This window comes from Marinomonas algae (assembly GCF_047525555.1).
In the GTDB taxonomy this organism is placed as follows: Bacteria; Pseudomonadota; Gammaproteobacteria; order Pseudomonadales; family Marinomonadaceae; genus Marinomonas.
In genome coordinates this window covers 45,956-64,238 of record NZ_JBLIXK010000002.1, presented here as the reverse complement: position 1 = coordinate 64,238, position 18,283 = coordinate 45,956, and the positions used below count along the sequence as shown (strand labels likewise).

Annotated in this window: 16 protein-coding genes; 9 read left to right on the top strand and 7 right to left on the bottom strand. The window is 43.7% G+C overall.

Annotated features, from left to right (window positions below; translation table 11 throughout):
- Positions 1 to 46: 46 nt before the first annotated feature.
- From ACMUMQ_RS04620 to dctP, 3 genes are all read right to left on the bottom strand, one after another.
- Positions 47 to 1,369, bottom strand: coding sequence for a TRAP transporter large permease (locus tag ACMUMQ_RS04620; protein ID WP_414680846.1), 1,323 nt, complete (start codon positions 1,367 to 1,369; stop codon positions 47 to 49).
- Positions 1,366 to 1,875: a TRAP transporter small permease subunit gene (locus tag ACMUMQ_RS04615; protein WP_414680845.1), complete on the bottom strand. Its 510-nt coding sequence runs from the start codon at positions 1,873 to 1,875 to the stop codon at positions 1,366 to 1,368. Before ACMUMQ_RS04615 ends, ACMUMQ_RS04620 begins: the two co-directional genes overlap by 4 nt.
- A 78-nt stretch (positions 1,876 to 1,953) precedes the next feature.
- A complete protein-coding gene (gene dctP / locus ACMUMQ_RS04610) occupies positions 1,954 to 3,015 on the bottom strand; it encodes a TRAP transporter substrate-binding protein DctP (RefSeq protein WP_414680844.1) in 1,062 nt (353 codons plus the stop codon).
- A gap of 535 nt (positions 3,016 to 3,550) precedes the next feature.
- On the opposite strand from dctP, the gene lhpI reads away from it, so the two are divergent.
- On the top strand, positions 3,551 to 4,507 hold the full coding sequence (lhpI, locus tag ACMUMQ_RS04605; RefSeq protein ID WP_414680843.1) for a bifunctional Delta(1)-pyrroline-2-carboxylate/Delta(1)-piperideine-2-carboxylate reductase: 957 nt from the start codon (positions 3,551 to 3,553) through the stop codon (positions 4,505 to 4,507).
- Between the two features lie 145 nt (positions 4,508 to 4,652).
- Here the strand turns inward: lhpI and ACMUMQ_RS04600 are convergent, their stop codons facing one another.
- Positions 4,653 to 5,306 (bottom strand): LysE family translocator, encoded by a 654-nt coding sequence (locus ACMUMQ_RS04600; RefSeq protein WP_414680842.1) that lies wholly within the window; start codon positions 5,304 to 5,306, stop codon positions 4,653 to 4,655.
- Positions 5,307 to 5,387: 81 nt separating this feature from the next.
- On the opposite strand from ACMUMQ_RS04600, the gene ACMUMQ_RS04595 reads away from it, so the two are divergent.
- Complete coding sequence (locus tag ACMUMQ_RS04595; RefSeq protein ID WP_414680841.1) at positions 5,388 to 6,284, top strand: LysR substrate-binding domain-containing protein; 897 nt, start codon at positions 5,388 to 5,390, stop codon at positions 6,282 to 6,284.
- Between the two features lie 8 nt (positions 6,285 to 6,292).
- Here ACMUMQ_RS04595 and ACMUMQ_RS04590 read toward each other — a convergent pair whose 3' ends face one another.
- Positions 6,293 to 7,444, bottom strand: a complete 1,152-nt coding sequence (locus ACMUMQ_RS04590; RefSeq protein ID WP_414680840.1) for a TauD/TfdA family dioxygenase — start codon at positions 7,442 to 7,444, stop codon at positions 6,293 to 6,295.
- 136 nt (positions 7,445 to 7,580) lie between these two features.
- Here ACMUMQ_RS04590 and ACMUMQ_RS04585 point away from each other — a divergent pair, with 136 nt between their 5' ends.
- The 6 genes from ACMUMQ_RS04585 (at position 7,581) to purU (ending at position 14,972) form a co-directional block, all read left to right on the top strand.
- On the top strand, positions 7,581 to 8,480 hold the full coding sequence (locus tag ACMUMQ_RS04585; RefSeq protein ID WP_414680839.1) for a LysR substrate-binding domain-containing protein: 900 nt from the start codon (positions 7,581 to 7,583) through the stop codon (positions 8,478 to 8,480).
- A gap of 256 nt (positions 8,481 to 8,736) precedes the next feature.
- Positions 8,737 to 9,990 carry a sarcosine oxidase subunit beta family protein gene (locus ACMUMQ_RS04580; RefSeq protein ID WP_347982280.1) on the top strand — a complete coding sequence of 418 codons (1,254 nt, stop codon included), beginning with the start codon at positions 8,737 to 8,739 and terminating at the stop codon, positions 9,988 to 9,990.
- Positions 9,991 to 10,002: 12 nt separating this feature from the next.
- Positions 10,003 to 10,323: a sarcosine oxidase subunit delta gene (locus ACMUMQ_RS04575; protein ID WP_414680838.1), complete on the top strand. Its 321-nt coding sequence runs from the start codon at positions 10,003 to 10,005 to the stop codon at positions 10,321 to 10,323.
- Positions 10,320 to 13,337 carry a sarcosine oxidase subunit alpha family protein gene (locus tag ACMUMQ_RS04570; protein ID WP_414680837.1) on the top strand — a complete coding sequence of 1,006 codons (3,018 nt, stop codon included), beginning with the start codon at positions 10,320 to 10,322 and terminating at the stop codon, positions 13,335 to 13,337. The genes ACMUMQ_RS04575 and ACMUMQ_RS04570 overlap by 4 nt, the downstream gene beginning before the upstream one ends.
- The gene (locus ACMUMQ_RS04565) at positions 13,330 to 14,004 is read left to right on the top strand and encodes a sarcosine oxidase subunit gamma (RefSeq protein WP_414680836.1); all 675 of its coding nucleotides are present in this window, start codon (positions 13,330 to 13,332) and stop codon (positions 14,002 to 14,004) included. The genes ACMUMQ_RS04570 and ACMUMQ_RS04565 overlap by 8 nt, the downstream gene beginning before the upstream one ends.
- Positions 14,005 to 14,108: 104 nt before the next feature.
- Positions 14,109 to 14,972, top strand: a complete 864-nt coding sequence (gene purU / locus ACMUMQ_RS04560) for a formyltetrahydrofolate deformylase (protein ID WP_414680835.1) — start codon at positions 14,109 to 14,111, stop codon at positions 14,970 to 14,972.
- Between the two features lie 48 nt (positions 14,973 to 15,020).
- Here purU and ACMUMQ_RS04555 read toward each other — a convergent pair whose 3' ends face one another.
- Positions 15,021 to 16,277 (bottom strand): SO_0444 family Cu/Zn efflux transporter, encoded by a 1,257-nt coding sequence (locus ACMUMQ_RS04555; protein WP_414680834.1) that lies wholly within the window; start codon positions 16,275 to 16,277, stop codon positions 15,021 to 15,023.
- 14 nt (positions 16,278 to 16,291) lie between these two features.
- Complete coding sequence (zntR, locus tag ACMUMQ_RS04550; RefSeq protein ID WP_414680833.1) at positions 16,292 to 16,699, bottom strand: Zn(2+)-responsive transcriptional regulator; 408 nt, start codon at positions 16,697 to 16,699, stop codon at positions 16,292 to 16,294.
- Between the two features lie 262 nt (positions 16,700 to 16,961).
- On the opposite strand from zntR, the gene ACMUMQ_RS04545 reads away from it, so the two are divergent.
- Complete coding sequence (locus ACMUMQ_RS04545) at positions 16,962 to 18,239, top strand: MATE family efflux transporter (RefSeq protein ID WP_414680832.1); 1,278 nt, start codon at positions 16,962 to 16,964, stop codon at positions 18,237 to 18,239.
- Positions 18,240 to 18,283: the final 44 nt, after the last annotated feature.

The window sequence follows — 18,283 nt, the reverse complement described above, 5'->3', positions numbered from 1 at the left end:
TACACAACTCAACAAAAAGGCTTCTGCTGAGTTGTGTTTTGAGGTTTTACCAGCTCGGTCCACCAAGCACTCTTGGTAACCATAGAGCAGTTTCAGGGAAGATTAGAATGATGAACAAAACGATCAACTGGATGATGATGAAAGGTATCACTCCAGCGTACATATGCTTTAACGTAATGCTGGCTGGCGAGATCGCTCTTAGGTAGAAAATCGATGGTGCCAAAGGCGGTGTTAAGTAACTGGTTTGCAATACGACTAAGAAAGCAACACAGAACCAGATGTCATCAAACCCTAGTAAGCGAACCACTGGAATAGCCACTGGGATGACTATGAGCACAACCGACATCATGTCTAATAAGAACCCCGCAATAAAGGCAATAAACAAGATTAATGCCAGCACTGTATATGGGCTAAAACCAGATCCAGTTAGCAATGATTGAACTGTTTGCATGCCACCTGTTGCAAAGAAAATTCCTGCAAACATACCACCAGCCATAACAATTAATAAGATCATTGCGGTGATGTTCACTGTACGCAACATAGAATCCCACAGTACTTTAACACTGCAGCTTTTATAACAAAGCGATAGCAGTACGGCACCGAGCGCACCACAAGCAGAGGCTTCAGTTGGCGTTGCAATACCCAGTAAAATTGTACCGAGTACTGTAAAGATCAAAGCAGCAGCAGGTAAAATAGCAGTCGCGGTTACTTTTAATCTTTCTCCAAGTGGTACACCGACTTCACCTTGTTCTCTTGGTGCAAGCTCAGGCTTGAAATAAGCCAAGGCAATTACATAAATCACAAATAATGCCGCCATTAATAGCCCAGGAATCAATAGGCCATTGAATAATTGACCAACTGAAATACCCGCAACAGGACCTAATACAATAACGGTAATAGAAGGCGGAATCGCGGTTCCCAAGGAGCCACTGGCACAAATGAGCCCAGATAATAAGCGCTTGTCATATTGATGCTTGAGCATAATAGGAATGGTTAGCAAGCCAATAACAGCTTCCGTTGCACCAACCACACCACTGGATGCTGCGAAGATGGCACCTAGTAGAATAGTTCCCACACCTATGCCGCCAGGTAGGCGTTTGGTCCATAAGTGGATCGCATGAAACAGTCGCTCTGCTATGCCGGATTTTTCTAGCATGGCACCCATAAAGATAAATAAAGGCACGGCGGCGAGTATAGAGTTCGACGCGGTTTCTTCGATTTTGGTTAATAGTTGATAAGCTGTGACGTCACCAAACATCATTAAGCCGAAAATAGCGGCGGTGAGTAGCATGGCGAACGCAATTTGCACTCCTAGAAAAATAAATAGGATGAGCACAGGAAACATTAAAATAGGTAGGAAATCACTCATGCAAAGTCATCCTCTTTCTTACTAAAAACGGTAATGATGGCTTTAAGGAGCTCGGCGAAAAGTTGCAAAACGAGTAATAAGAAACCTAAGAACCAAGTGAAATAAATTGGCCAAATAATTGGGTTCCACGCAGATCGTCCAGATCTTTCGCCACTTTCGTAGGCTTCGTAAAAGTAGTGGGCAAGTTCCCAAGTTAACCAAATAAGAATGGGCAACAGCATGATATAAAAAATGGCTCGAATACCAGCGGCGAGTTTTACTGGCATTTTCATAGTGAGAAGATCGACACTGACATGTTGCTTAAGACGTAGAGCATTCGCCATGCCAAGCACAAACAGCGTTCCCATTACCATGTAACTAATTTCAAAGGCCCAAGCAGTTGGTGACCCTAAAACATGGCGGCTGAATACTTCGATGATGAGAGCGCCGACAAGCGGAATGATCAATAGGGCGGCAATGGCTCCAAAGAAACGCGTTGTCATCTCTAACAGTTTTATAAGAATCATTGTTTTCCTGAAGGTACTGTTTTAAATAGTGGACAAATAAAACAGAAGAGACGCCTTTAGCGTCTCTTCTCTCATTTATTAAAGTTCAGATTCACCAATCGTTAGGCGATATTCTGACCAGTTTGTCATTTCTGCTTTGAATGCGCGTTGCGAGTTCAACACTTTGGCAAACCAAGGGTTTTTCGCTGCGTTTTCATCTTCCCACGCAGTTGTTTCTTCAAGGACTTTAGTAATAAAGCTAGGATCTAGCTTAACGATTTCGTTTTTACCGCTTTTTAGTTCTTCATAAGCGGCTAGATCGGCATAAGAAGAGGCTAACCAAGAATCAAATACAGACAATTTTGCTGCATTACGCAATACGTTTTGTTCTTTCTCAGAGAGTTTGTCCCATTCGCGTTTGTTAACCTGACATTCTAAAACACCGCCAGATTGATGGATGCCAGGTACCATGACGTATTTTGCCACTTCCTGGAATCCTGTTGGTTTGTTTAGTTCTGGGCTTCCCCATTCAGCGGCATCAATTACGCCGCGTTCCAGTGCGCTGTAAATTTCGCTGCCTGCCATTACGACAGTTGAAGCTCCCAAACGTGATGCGATTTCCGCCCAAGCGCCAGATGTTCTAAGGCGTAGGCCTTGGAAGTCTTCAAAGGTTTGCACTTTTTTATTAGAGTGAAGGAAGATTTCTGTGCCCAAAACAGAGCAAGGAAGAGCAACAACTTTCGATTTTTCTAAGCGGAACTGTTCGTACAATTCAAGGCCACCACCTTGATAAATCCATAACATGAATTCTTCAGGTGTTAGGCCGCTTGAGTGACCAGCAAGCAGTGCTGCTGTTGGGTCAACGCCATAATCATAGTTGATGTAGTTTTGGCTGATTTGCGCGACACCTGATTTTACTGTTTCTGTGACTTTTAGTGCGCTACCTAATGTACCACCTGGGAATACTTTGATTTCAAAGCCACCGTCACTCATTGAATTGACATGATCCGCAAAACCTTGCGCATCACGTTCTAGCCAAGGGCCGCCAGACCAAGGTGTTGCCATGCGCCATTCTTTATCTGCCGCATTGATATTTACACTCGCCGTCATAACAGCTGAGGCAATAAGAGTCGTTGATAAAATTCTTTTAATTGATTTCATATTCGTTCCTATATGTTTTGTCGTTTTAATGATTTATCAAAATTGGGTCTGAGTCCTTACGAAAAAAGCGGCCTTCCGTGAATAGCTTGTTGTTTTAATGTATTCGCCAAATAGCGGAGTGCTGTTTACTTACAAACCTATTTTCTTCTTTATTGCTGAGTTAGGTTTTTAGAACTTTGTTGTGTTCTTTTATCTTTATCATTGAAAGATAAAGATGCATTTGGGTTGAGAGTAATTCTTATTAAACAACCCTTTTTCATAAGGTGTGTATCGATTGTATGGGGTTTCGAAGAGTTCAATTTGTCAAAAATCCTGATGTTTTTGTTGAAAACATGGCTTTTTCACAAAATAGGTAAGATTTTTCTCTGTTTTTGTTTACTTTTGTGGGCGAAGAAAAAGCAAACGGCAGAGCTCGACTATGAAACTTATCTGTATCAATAGGGTGATCTGCTGCTAATTGCTCAATCGGTTGTTGTTATCTACTTCAAGAAACTCTTGAGAAAATTGGCTTGTAATAGCACTAAGGGAACCTCAAATGAAAAATATTTTTGTGCAGTATGAAGATGGTTGTTTACCTTATGAGAAGGTAATTTCAGCATTGGATGATGCCTTTAAATTAGATATAAAATGCCCAATTCGTCATCATCACTATTTAAACGTTCCGAATAAAAAAGACGCCACATTATTGTTAATGCCTGCTTGGTTAGAAGGTCTGTATTTTGGTGTAAAGCAGGTTAGTGTTTTTCCTAGCAATGGTGAGGAAGGCTTACCAGGTTTAAACAGTATTTATATTCTTAGCTGCGCAAAAACAGGTCTGCCATTGGCTCAGTTTGATGGCAATGTGATTACAGCCAGACGTACCGCTGCAGCTGCCGCATTGGGCGCTAAATACTTATCTCGACCAGAATCTAAAAACTTATTGGTTGTTGGTGCGGGTAAAGTGGCTAGCCAAGTGATTCCCGCCATGGCAACCGTAAGAGATTTAGAAGAAATCAAGATCTATAACATTCACGAAGAATCCGCAGCAAGTCTAGCGGAACAGGTTCAAAAAGAGCTCAATATTAAAGCCAGTGTGGTCAGTAAAGAGGACCTACCGAGTGCCGTGGCTTGGGCTGATATTGTCAGCTGTGCGACATTGAGCGAAGAGCCTATGGTTCTGGGAGAGTGGGTTACTCCGGGAACACACATTGATCTAATCGGTAGCTTTACCCCTTATATGCGTGAAGTCGATGATGAGTTGATGCAAAAAGCACAAGTCTTTGCTGATTTTAAAGCCGCAGCCTTGACGGAAACAGGAGACTTTATTAGCCCAATTAAAAGTGGCTCAATAACGGAAGATCATATTATAGGCGACTTTTTGAGCTTGAGCCGCGGCCAACATGCTGGACGTAAAGCCTTTAAAGATCCTGAAAATGACATATCAGTGTTTAAAGCGGTTGGCTCTTCAATCGAAGATTTAGCCACCGCGATGCTTTGGTACGATAGAGCTTAAGAAGCACGTTATTTTTTGAAGTTTCATTGTATTAAAAGCCAAGCATTTTTACACAGAAATAAAACGATAACTAAGGTGTTTAGTTATCGTTTTAGCTTACTTTTTAGTTCATATCGGACTTTAGATAAAGCTGATAATCTAAGCGCTATTCGAGTAGCAAACGTATCCCAAATGACGCTAGCAAGACTCCCGTGACGCGTTCAATCCATGCCTTAAACACCAATACTTTCTTTTGAATACTTGCCGAAGTAAGCAAACACGCCACCAGAGCAAACCATACAAAATGGGCGAATGCGATATAAATTCCATATCCCAATTCCATTGCCAATGGCGTTTTGTCTGAAATAACCTGACTGAACAAAGCCACGATGAATAACATGGTTTTTGGGTTTAATGCGTTGCAAGCAAACCCAGTCCAAAATGGCGATGTACTTTTGATTGGATCAAGTCTTTGCGTTGCCTTACTTGGCATTACTTCTGAGTTTTTCTTGGAGAAAGCGCCTTTGATATCCGGCCATAATGCCGATACACCTAACCAAATAAGATACAAGGCGCCAAGGTAGCGTAATGTATTTAACACCCAGATATTATTGGCAAACAGGACACCTAACCCAAAAAGGGTATAGGCTAAATGCACGCCAATTGCAGCACTAATGCCTAAAGCACAGGCAATACCATTTCTTCTTCCTTTGAGTAGCGCCACTTTTGATACCATTGCAAAGTCTGGCCCAGGGCTGATAACCGCTAACAAGGTGATGACGGCGACGGAGTAGAGTTCAAAGTGATCTATATTTAACATAGTAAGTTACTCTTATTTGTGAATAATAAGAGTATGAATTATTTTAAAACTCCATAAAATCGATAAAAAATGGTAAATACTGTGAGTAATATTCACATAAAAAGACGGCTTCCGCCTTTATCTGCTTTGCCTGCATTTGAAGCAGCCGCACGGCACCAAAGCTTTTCGCGTGCGGCTCAAGAGCTGCATTTAACTCACGGTGCAATCAGCCGAGCGGTTGCTCAAATAGAAGAGCGTATCGGCGTTGATTTATTCGTACGACGCAATCGACGTGTGTATCTCACAACGGCAGGGCAACGACTCTTTAAAACTGCCACGGAAACGTTAAACACACTCAACCAAACGGTAGAAGAGATACATAGACACGATAAAGCATCGCCATTTTTGACTGTGTCTTGTGAACCGAGTTTGGCTATGCGTTGGTTAATGCCTCGTTTAGGCGGTTTTCGTGAGAAATATCCAGATTTGAATGTTGATCTGAGAATGGCGGGTGGCCCGATTGACTTGCTGTCGGAAAACTGTGATATCGCAATTCGTCGGACCGATTTTGGTATTCCCGAAGACTACCATGTAACACTTTTATGTGAAGAATTGGCAGGCCCTGTGTGTACACAAGATTACTGGGGAAAATACAGCCAAGAAGACCTTTTTAACGCCAACTGGTTACACAGCCGAACTCGCCCCAATGCTTGGAATGACTGGATCAATACGTCTGATTTGGAAAAAGAAAGTCCGAAGAGTGAACAGCATTTTGATCACTTTTTTTATGCCCTACAAGCAGCGCAAGATAAGTTAGGTGTCGCAATTGGTTCGACACCTTTGGTGTCTGATGATTTAGAAAAACAAAGACTCATTGCACCACTTGGTATGGAAAAAACGGGTTATAGCTACGCCGCTCTGACATTAAATAACCTACAACAAGACCCAAGGATAAAAGCTTTTTGTGATTGGTTAAGAGATCAAGTGAATCAGATTTAAAAGCCGTGTTATTGATGTTTCTGAGCCAATACTCGTAGGCGGCTTTGGAATTCCGTGCGATCCACATAACAGCCATGTAAATGTCGGCGACCAGTTGAGTCCTCAAATTTATTACGACCATGTAATACTCTTCGATTATCAAATACTACCATTTGACCTGCTTGCAGTTTGAATTGAATGCCAAAACGTTCATCTCTTAGACGAGCCATTAAATTACGATACGCCAGATAATATTCATGCATCAGGTTCGCAGGCACATCAAAGACATCTGCGAGGTGAGCGTTATATTTGATTTCAATGATATTACCGAAGTTGTCTAAATTAATAATTGGGTGGTGTTGGCGAATATCATGGTCTTGATCATGGAAGCGAAAGGGAATGGCTTGCTCTGCCAAGATCTTGAAATGGTCAGGGCATTGGCTACGTAATTCTTCAGCAACGCGTAAACCATCAACAAAAATAGATTCACCACCTTTACACTCGTTCGCCAAGCAATGTAAAAACTGATAACCAGGTGGTGTTTCTTGATTCGGTAAATCCGTGTGCAGTGGCAGAGAGATAGAGGTGTAAGCTAAATTAATAGGCGTCGCAACGGACTCAACATTAAAGGTTGTCCCAAAATTTGTTTGTCTTAGATAATCAATGCGAGATGCCAGCGAGGTTGTTGATTCAATAGTGTCTGGCATACCGTCAACAATGGTTAATCCGAATTTATCGAGCGCCACCATCCATTGGTACAAACCTGAATCGTCCGCCATTATATCGTTGTAATCTGCATGAGGGAGACGATGAATAAAAGAAGCATCCCAACTTTGGTAACGACTTTCATGAGTCAAATCTTCGGTGCGTGAATAGCTGTGTTTTAATAGCCATGAGTGTAAAAAAACGCTTCTGTGTTCGCCTTCTGACCATTCAATTATTAGGTTTTCTTCTTCTATTTGTATTTGAGTCGGGTGAATATTTTCACTGACACTGAGCAAGTTAAACGATCTTTCCTTAGTTATTTCGTGGAAACCAGCTGAGCAATTGTCTCTAAGCCAAAGGTAATGGAACTCGGACTCAGAGCCGTCATGCCATTTTACTGTGAGGCTATATTGACCCTTTTCTACGGAAACAATGAGTTGATTCGAGTTAGTCGTCTTTACAGCACTTGATATCATGGCGTAATCCTTGGGAGAAGGTCATTAGGTTGATATGCAGTATGCTAAACGGGTTGTATTTTTTATGAAAATGATGAATTTTAGGTATTATGATAAGTAATGCTAATGAATGATTTGAGAATTAGGCGAACGAATAATGAAAACAGACATTCCAGCGATGAATTGGGTCAAAACGTTTGAAGCGGCAGCGCGCTTGCTTAATTTTAGTGCGGCGGCTCGCGAATTGAATATGACGCAATCGGCTGTTAGCCAACAGATCAAATTGTTAGAACATCACCTTGGCGACGACTTGTTTATTCGTAAACACAGAAAAATCACCTTAACCAACAGCGGACTGGCCTATCTCCCCGTTGTGCAAAGTACGCTTAATAACTTACAGCGACGGACGGCGGATATTTTTTCTCCGGTTGGGCAGGGGCGTTTGGTGCTGCATGTGAACTACGCTTTTTCTTATACTTGGCTATCTAATAATATTCATAAGTTCTGTACTCGTTATCCAGAAATTCGATTGCAATTGGTTCACTCGAATTGGGATCGAGACTTTTCGGAAAACAATCATGACCTTGCGATTATGAATAGCAGCGGTCATTGGCCTAACCTCAGTTTGGAGCCGTTAATTAAGACTGAGATAACTCCATTTTGCTCAGTAAAAATTGCCAAGCTTATTTCACAGCCTATGGATCTTCTATCTTTGCCTTTGATTGAAGTGTTAGGTGTCAGTCACTCTTGGGATGAATGGTTTGAGCAGTTTGGCATCAAGATGGATCCTAATCAGGTTATTTACCATAAAGTCGATACCATACTTGCCGCCAGTCTGATGGTTGAATCTGGGCTCGGTGTGATGTTGGCTTATCCAGACTTATTGATGAAACAGTGCCTCGAAGGGAAGTTACGAGCGCCATTCGATGCCAAAATCAACACCAAAGATAATTACTATTTAGCCTTTCCTAAAGACAAACCACTGACAAAATCAGCCATTGTTTTTCGTGATTGGTTACATGAAGAAATGAAAGCATTAACCTCTTCTAGTGATTAAATATTCCACAATATTCATTGTCATAAATCAGTTCTTAAAATTCCTTCTTACACTTGCTTTTAGGTCGTTTTTGGTCAGCTGTCGTTAATTGTCATTCACTGGACGTTCTTAAGCATAAGAGCCTAAATCATTGTCTTTATTATCAGTGCAAATGCATGGCCTATGGCGGTCTGGGCTGATTTGAGCCATCCCCATTTTTTATTTTTTCACCACGACGATTAGCGATGCTGATTGTTTATCTAAGGGAGCTGATCTGATGCAGCATTATTCAGGCTTCGGGTTGTTAAAACACAGTCTTAGCCATCATGAGAACTGGCAACGAGTATGGCGTAATCCAACGCCGAAAAAGAAATACGATGTCATTATCATTGGCGGTGGTGGCCACGGTTTGGCGACGGCTTATTATTTGGCAAAAGAGCATGGCATTACCAATGTTGCTGTGTTGGAAAAAGGCCATTTGGGCGGTGGTAACGCGTGCCGTAATACTACCATTGTCCGTTCTAATTATTTATGGGATGAATCGGCCGCTTTGTACGAGCATTCCATGCAACTTTGGGAAGGCTTGGCACAAGAGCTTAATTACAATGTGATGTTTTCCCAGCGTGGCGTTTATCACACTTGTCACACACTGCAGGACATGCGGGCCAATGAGCGTCTTGTGGCGGCAAACCGTTTGCAAGGCATCGACAACGAAATGGTGGATGCAGAGCAGCTACAAAAAGAAATTCCTACTTTAGATTGTTCAAAAAATGCTCGTTATCCGATCCTTGGGGCGTCGGTTCAACGTCGTGCAGGTAACGCGCGTCACGATGCGGTGGCGTGGGGTTATGCTCGAGCAGCGGATGCCTTGGGTGTGGATCTTATCCAAAACTGTGAAGTCATCGATATGGAAATAAACGACGGCAAGATCACAGGCGTGAAAACCAAACAACACGGCGTGTTAAAAGCGGATCGCGTAGGTTGTGTTGTGGCTGGAAACAGCGGCGTGTTGGCGAAAATGGCAGGCTTTGAATTGCCAGTAGAATCCCATCCTTTGCAGGCTTTGGTATCTGAGCCAATCAAGCCTTTCTTGGACACAGTGGTAATGTCTAACCATGTTCACGGTTACATGAGCCAATCCGACAAAGGCGACCTAGTCATTGGTGCCGGCATCGATGGTTGGGTTGGTTATGGACAGCGTGGTTCATACGGCATTATTGAGCATACGTTGCAAGCCATCGTGGAAATGTTCCCTTGCACTAGCCGTGTTCGCATGAACCGTCAGTGGGGCGGTATTGTTGATGCATGCCCGGACGCCAGCCCGATTATCTCGGAAACACCGGTGAAGAATTTATTCTTTAACTGTGGCTGGGGAACCGGTGGATTTAAAGGAACGCCCGGCTCTGGAAACCTGTTTGCTCATACTTTGGCAGATGGTAAACCTCATCCAATCGCAGAGCCTTTCTCCATTAAACGCTTCTACACAGGCGCATTGATTGACGAGCACGGTGCCGCCGGCGTAGCACACTAATAGGGGATCAAAATGTTACATATTTACTGCCCGCATTGTGCGGAATATCGAGAAGAAGAAGAGTTTCATGCCGTTGGTCAGGCGCACATTGCTCGCCCATTAGATCCAGAAGCTTGCTCTGATCAAGAGTGGGGCGAGTATATGTTTTTTCGCAAAAACCCACGAGGTCTTCACCATGAATTATGGGTTCACGCGGCGGGTTGTCGGAAGTTCTTCAATATGACCCGCGACACTCAGAGTTATGAAATCAAAGAAGTTTATAAAATTGGCGAGCAACCTTCTGTCGTTGCTGATGCTGTTCCGCCACAGGATACGTTAGGAGTGCAATCATGACACAACAGAATCGCCTCGATAGCGTAGGTCGAATTGACCGTTCTAAACCGCTTACTTTTACCTATAACGGTAAAAAATACACAGGTTACCAAGGTGACACTTTGGCCTCTGCTATGTTGGCTAACGGCATTGATGTTGTCGCGCGTAGTTTTAAATACAGCCGCCCAAGAGGCATTGTTGCTGCAGGTGCAGAAGAGCCAAATGCCGTGCTGCAATTAGGCGCTACAGAAGCCACGCAAGTTCCTAACGTTCGAGCAACTCAGCAAGAATTATTCGATGGTTTGGTGTCCACATCCACCAATGGTTGGCCAAGTGTGGATACGGATGTCATGGGCATGATTGGCAAAATCGGCGGGAACATGATGCCGCCCGGTTTTTACTACAAAACGTTTATGTTTCCAGAGTCTTTGTGGGAAACCTATGAGTCCATGATTCGTAAAGCCGCAGGCATGGGGCGCGCGCCAAAGGAAATAGACCCAGATACTTACGATACTATGAATCAACATTGTGACGTGATGGTGGTGGGTGCTGGACCAGCAGGTTTGGCTGCTGCGTTAACGGCGGCTCGCGGTGGTGCTCGTGTCATCATTGCAGATGAACAAAATGAATTCGGTGGAAGTTTATTAAACAGCGCCGAAACATTAGACGGTAAGCCAGCTACAGAGTGGGTTGAATCTGTGGTGAAAGAGTTAGGTTCTTATGACAATGTCACCATGTTGCCGCGCTCGACGGTAAACGGCTATCACGATCATAATTTCCTGACGGTTCACGAACGTCGAACAGATCACTTGGCCGACATCGCGCCTGTAAATCATGTTCGTCAGCGTATGCACCGTGTGCGAGCAAAATGGGTTGTGTTAGCAACAGGTGCCCATGAACGTCCTTTGGTTTATGCCAATAATGATGTTCCAGGTTGTATGATTTCCAGCGCGGTTTCTGCTTATATCAATCGCTATGGTGTGGTACCGGGCAATGAGCTGGTGGTGATGACGACCAATGATTATGGCTATCAAGCGGCTATAGATTGGGCAGATGCTGGTCGTAATGTGGTGGCGATTGTTGATACTCGTAAGAATCCAGAAGGCACATTGGTTCAGGCAGCCCGTGAGCGAGGCATTACTATCATGGTTGGCTCTGGTGTCATTGAAGTTCAGGGCAGCAAGCGTGTTACCAGTGTGTCTGTAGCTAAGTTAAGTGACGATGGCAGCCAAGTGGTTGGCTCAATCGCGAAACTAAAAGCCGATACGGTTGCGACGTCTGGTGGTTGGAGCCCAGTTATTCACTTATCTTGCCATACAGGTTGCCGACCTGTTTGGAGCGACTCTGTGGTGGGCTTCTTGCCTGGACCAACGATACAGAAACAGCTTACGGCGGGTGGCATTAACGGCCAATATGAAACTTCACAAGTATTAGAAGAAGGTTTGTCCGCAGGCAAGCAAGCTTTAGGAAGCCTCGGTTTGGTCGCAGCAGAGGTTACTTTGCCAAAGGTGAAAACCTTAGACATCACGCCGCCTATGAGCTTGTTCCATATTCCGCATTTGAAGCCAACCTCTCAAGCGCCTAAACAATTTGTGGATTATCAAACCGATGTAACAGCGGCTGGCATTGAAATCGCTTGTCGTGAAGGTTTTGAAGCCATTGAGCATGTGAAGCGTTATACCGCCATGGGCTTTGGCACAGACCAAGGTAAATTGGGCAACATCAATGGTATGGCTGTTGCGGCGAAGGCGTTGAATAAATCCATTCCTGAAACGGGCACAACGGTGTTTCGTCCGAATTATACGCCGATTGCATTTGGTGCCGTTATTGGTCGCCACTGTGGCGCTTTATTTGAGCCAAAACGTTATACGGCGATGCACAAATGGCACGTTGAACAAGGTGCCTTGTTTGAAGATGTCGGCCAGTGGAAGCGTCCGTGGTATTTCCCGAAAGAAGGCGAAACCATGCAACAGACATTGAATCGTGAATGTTTGGCTGTACGTAATGCGGTCGGAATTTTGGACGCTTCAACCTTGGGTAAAATCGACATTCAGGGTAAAGACGCCCGTGAATTCTTGGGACGTGTTTATACCAACGCGTGGGCCAAATTGGCCGTTGGTAAATGTCGTTACGGGTTAATGTGTGGCGAAGACGGTATGGTATTCGACGATGGCGTTACCGCGTGCTTAGGCGAAAATCACTTTGTGATGACAACCACAACAGGTGGCGCGGCCCATGTTTATGAGTGGTTAGAGCTTTACCATCAAACAGAATGGCCTGAGCTGGAAGTTTACTTCAATACGGTCACAGATCACTGGTCTACTGCCACAATCACTGGTCCAAATAGCCGTAAATTGTTGGAAGAGCTAACAGACTTTGATGTTAGCAACGACAACTTCCGTTATATGGATTGGAAACAGATCACCGTGGCAGGCGTGCCTGCACGAGTGTTCCGAATTTCCTTCACTGGAGAGTTATCGTTCGAGATTAACGTCCAAGCCAACTACGGAATGGCGGTCTGGGAAAAACTAATTGAAGCGGGCGAGAAATACGGTTTAACGCCATACGGAACAGAAACCATGCACATTCTTCGTGCTGAAAAAGGTTTCATTATCGCAGGCCAAGATACAGATGGTTCGGTTACGCCATACGATTTAGGCATGGGTTGGTGTGTATCGAATCAGAAGCCTTTTAGTTACATCGGTAAGCGCGGAATGAATCGCTCTGATTGCGTTCGAGAAAATCGTAAGCAGTTAGTCGGCTTGAAAACCAAAGACCCAAAACAAGTGATTCCTGAAGGATCTGCTGCAATATTAGATCCGAAGGCGAAAATGCCAATACCGATTGAAGGCCATATTAGTTCGAGTTATTGGAGTGAAGCGCTTGGGCATTCCATTGCCATGGGTTTCATAAAAGGAGGCTTGGATAAAATGGGTGAAACGGTTTATTACCCAATGGCCGATGGCACCATGATTGAAGCTGAAATTTGCAGCCCGATCTTCTTTGATCCGAAAGGGGAGCGTCAAAATGTCTGATGTGAATCAAATGACGGCAGCAGAAAGTGCTGCGACAAAAGCAGCGGTAATGAATCAAATTCCCGGTTCAGAGATTGAAGGGCAATCGCCACTTCATCATGCGGATTTTGAAACACTGGCAAAGCAAGGTGCTCAAACTGGTGGTGTTTACCTTCGTGAGCGCAAATTATTAGGCCATTTGACGTTACGCTGTAATCCAAGCAATGCCGATCAATTAGCCGCTGTTGAGCGTGTGTTGGGCGTAGGTTTGCCACTCACACCACTGACTTCAGTCGAAAAGGGCGATTACTCTATTCGTTGGATGTCGCCAGATGAATGGCTGATTTTAGTACCAGGTTTGGAAACCTTTGATATTGAAACGGCTTTTCGTGACGAAATGCCGGGGCATTATTCATTGGTGAATAGCAGCGGTGGTTCGACTGTTTTAGAGCTGTCTGGTGACAAGGTTGTTGAGTTGTTGCAAAAGTCTACGCCAGTGGATTTGTACATCACGGCTTTTCCTATTGGAAAAGTGGTGTCTACCTTGTTTGCGAAAACCACAACCACCATGCGTCGATTAGACGAGAATCGCTTTGAACTGGTGATTCGACGTAGCTTTGCTGACTATGTTTGGCTTTGGATTCAAGACGCTAGCCTAGAATATGGCTTGGTTGTAGAAGCGTCTTAGTCTCTTTTTATTCCTTTCTTAAATAAGTGATGTAGGTTGGTTGTTCAGGACGAATGACCGGCCGATCTCTTACACACTAATGTTACCTTTATGAGATCTTATATATGAAATCGAATACTGCGCCTTGGATTTTTACCGCGAGCTGCCCAAGTATTATCGGTACAGTGGATGTGGTGACACGTTACTTAGCTGGTTCTGGTCATTATGTGGATGCAATTCACTCATTTGATGACAGAGCGTCGGGGCGATTTTTTATTCGTATCGAATTTTTACCTCATGATGGTTTTGACGAAGCTATATTTGCACGACAGTTTGAAAAGCGTGCCACAGAATTTGATATGGATTGGCAGCTAACTGCGCCCGACCATAAGCCTAAAGTCGCGATTATGGTGTCCAAATATGACCATTGTTTAAATGATTTGTTGTATCGATTCCGTACTGGTCAGCTCAACATTGAAGTGACTGTGATTATTTCGAATCACCCAGATTTAGAGCCTTTAGCGAAATGGCATGGGATTCCTTATTATCACCTGCCTATTTCAGCAGAAACCAAGCTTGAGCAAGAAGCGAAAGTTCGAGAACTGATTGAAGAATACGACACGGAGCTGGTTGTGCTTGCCCGTTATATGCAGGTGTTGTCTCCTAGTATGTGTGAATATTTAGATGGTCGAGCCATTAATATTCATCACTCTTTGTTGCCAGGTTTTAAAGGTGCGCGTCCTTATCATCAAGCTTGGGAAAAAGGGGTGAAAATGGTGGGAGCAACCGCGCATTACGTGAATAATGATTTAGATGAAGGGCCAATTATTTCCCAAGGTATCCAGACGGTGAATCACGCTTATTATCCAGAAGATTTAGTGGCAAAAGGCCAAGATGTGGAAAGGGTGACTCTGTTTAATGCGGTGAAATGTCATATCGAAAAGCGTGTTTTTTTAAATGGCAAACGGACTGTGATCTTTGAAGGTTAATACCGCTTAAAAGATCACTTTAGTTCCGATTTATTAATGCTTTTATGTTTAGGCGCGTTTCCATTTTACGATGGATTTTGCGCCTTCTTTTATCATCAATATAGCAAGTAAGATCCCTGTACTTATAGTGATGAACTCAGGCAAAAGTTGGTGGTCATGACCTATTAACGGGGTAACATTAATGGCGAATTTATTGACCAGTAAATCGGTCAACCAACCGAAAAACAGAGCGCCAATCAAGACACCAGATAAGTAACCTATCAGGCTACGTTTTCCTAATTCCTTATAGACTACGCCCAATGTTGCAATGTTGGTCGCAGGTCCTGCCAACATAAAGACCAATACCGCACCGGGTGAAACACCGCTTAATAACAAGGCTGCGGCAATTGGCGTAGAAGCGCTGGCGCAAATGTACATTGGAATAGAAATCACCACCATAACGAGCATCGCGATAATGCCGTTGCCCCATTGAGCCAAGAAGGAAGAAGGCACATAGGTTTCTATCAAAGCGGCGAAGAACAAACCAATGATCAACCAGATGCTAATGTCTCTAACCAGATTGCTGGTGGCAAAGCTTAATCCAGATTTAATTTTCTCCATAAAGCTTGGTGTTGCTGCTGTCACGTCTGCTTTTTTAGGAGCCTTTTCAGCCGCTGGCTCTTTTGTTTGTGTTGAAGAGCAGCAGCTTGAATTTGGTTTCTCTTGTGCTTTTTCTTCAACAGGTTGCTTTGTCGAGCAACAGCTTGTTTTTGCCACTTCGACGGTTTCTTTCGCTTGAGAAGAACAACAGCTGGAACTTGTTTTCTCTTTCTTTTCTGGCTCTTTTTTCTCTAGCTCTTTTTTCTCTGTAGTGGTTTTTGTAGAACAACAGCTAGATTGTGTCTTTGGTTCAGTCGCTGGAGAATCCAGCATGTCTTCTTTTCTGACTAATAAACCAGCCAAAATCGCACTGCTGACAGCGGCAATAGGGCGAATAATCGCCATAAAAGGCCCTAACATGGCGTAAGAAAGAGAGATGGAATCAATGCCTGTTTCTGGTGTGGAAACTAAGAACGAAGTGGTTGCTGACTTTGACGCGCCAGCCCGTCTTAACCCAATAGCGGCAGGAATCACGCCACAAGAACACAATGGCAAAGGCGCACCGAATAAAGCAGCTTTAAAGATAGAGGAAGTTTTGTTGTTGCCCAACTGCTTGTTCATCCAAGCCATTGGGATAAAGCTTTTCAATACACCTGCAAAAACCAACCCGATTAACAACCAAGGAGCAGAATCTAGGAACAGCTCAATGAAATTTGTGAGTAGCATAGGAATACCTTTTCTTAAATTTTCTTACTTTCTAAAGATTCTAAAATCGTGCAATAAAGCGCACTGGTAGAATCCCCTACGCAGGAGTCCGACAATGTTTTTAGGGCTTTTTCGATGCGTTGTAGTTCTTGTATTTTCTCTTGTACATGACTGAGTTTATGGTCAATCAGTACCTTGGTATCGCGACAGGTTCTTTGGTCTTTGTTGACTTCTATAACAAGCAGCTCGGAAATTTCGACCAAGGTAAAGCCCGCTGACTTGGCGTTCAGAATAAAATCCAGTCTGTCTTTATCGGCTTCTGTGTAGAGTCGATAGCCGCTGCTTGAACGCTCTGAGGCTTTTAAAATGCCATTCTTCTCATAAAACCTAAGGGTGTCTGCGCTGATGTTAAACAGAGCTGCAAGTTCGCCTACTTTGTACATAGTCACTCCAGTGATTTGAGTTTCTAAATGTCTTGTATCAATGTGGTTAAGTATAAACCTTGAAGTAAGATCCAAGGTCAAGCGTCTAATGCATAAAAAGTTGAAATCATCTTGATATGGAAGAATAAAGTTGGGCTTTTAAGCTTCCGTGCTATATTACGTTTTGTAACATTTCTTTCGTATCTCTCTAAAAACAATAACGCGTAGACCTATGAAACTTTCTAGAAAAACTCTTGTGCAGAACGCCTCTCTGGCGTGGCCGATGACTTGCAATGCGCTTTTAATGCAGTCTGTCACCATTATTGATCTACTTCTCATTGCCTCGTTAGGTGAACAACCCATTGCTGCTTTTGGTATTGCCGGCGCGATCGTCGCCTTCATTCTTGGTATTCAAGCGGCCATTGCGAATGGCACACAACTGGTGCTTTCCCGAGCAGTGGGAGCAGGGGATAGAAAAAAAGTCGGATTGGAAATGGCGTCTGGGTGGGTGACTAATCTGGGGTTTTCTAGCATGGCGCTGGTGAGTTTATTTCTACTGGCAGAAGTGATTGTGACACGCATAACCGATAATGCTGTGGTCGCCTCAGAAGCCATTGATTACATCTATATTTCTTTACTCTTACTGGTCTTTTCCTCGGCTTCAAGCGTGGTGGTTTGCTACTTTAACGCCAATAAGAAAACGCGCATTCCTTTATATGGCTTCATGATTGAAATTCCCTTTAACGTGGTGTGCAGTGCTGTGCTTATTCATGGTTTGTGGGGCGCGCCTGAAATGGGGCTGGAAGGCGCCGCCCTTGGCAGTGTTGCCGCTATTGGTATTCGCTTTTTCTACCTTGCCTATCGATTTTTTCAAGAGAAAAAACTGGGGAATGTAATGGGCTTTAGTGTGCTGAGCCGAGAATCTATCATTGCTCATATTCAAGAAGTGGTGCCCATTGTAGCGAACTTCATTGTCTTATTGACGGGATTACTCTTGTTTCAAATTTTGTTCGCGCAACTGCCTGTGCCTGCTTACGCGGCCATTACTTTGGTGTTGCCTTGGATTAAGTTTGGTTCCATGTTTGCCAATACGTGGGCACAAGCCAGTACCATCATGGTAAGCCAATATTTAGGCAAAAAAGAGTTTTCCAGTATTCCTCCTTTTGTTTATCAATCGCTCATGGTGACACGCATTATTGCCGTGTTTATTGCCTTGGGGTTCTTTCTGTTAAGTGTATCTTTCCCTTATTTTTATCCTAACTTGTCGTCTGAGACATTAACCGCCTTGAGCATTATTGCGCCGATTTACATCATATTGCCTCTGGTCAGAACCAATAATATGTTCTGCGGCAACATGATCCGTGCCATGGGCGACAGCTACATGATTGTGCGCATTAACATCATTACTCAATGGTTGATTGCGCTGCCTTTATGCGCCTTGATGATTTACCTTAGCGCGCCGCTTTATATTGTGTTTGGCATTATTTTGTTCGATGAATTATTGAAGTGTTACTCGTTCAGAAAGACGTTACAGAAACGCTTAGACAGTTATTTGGCATAAAAAAACAGGCAGATAAAAACGTTTTATCTGCCTGTTTCCAGTAC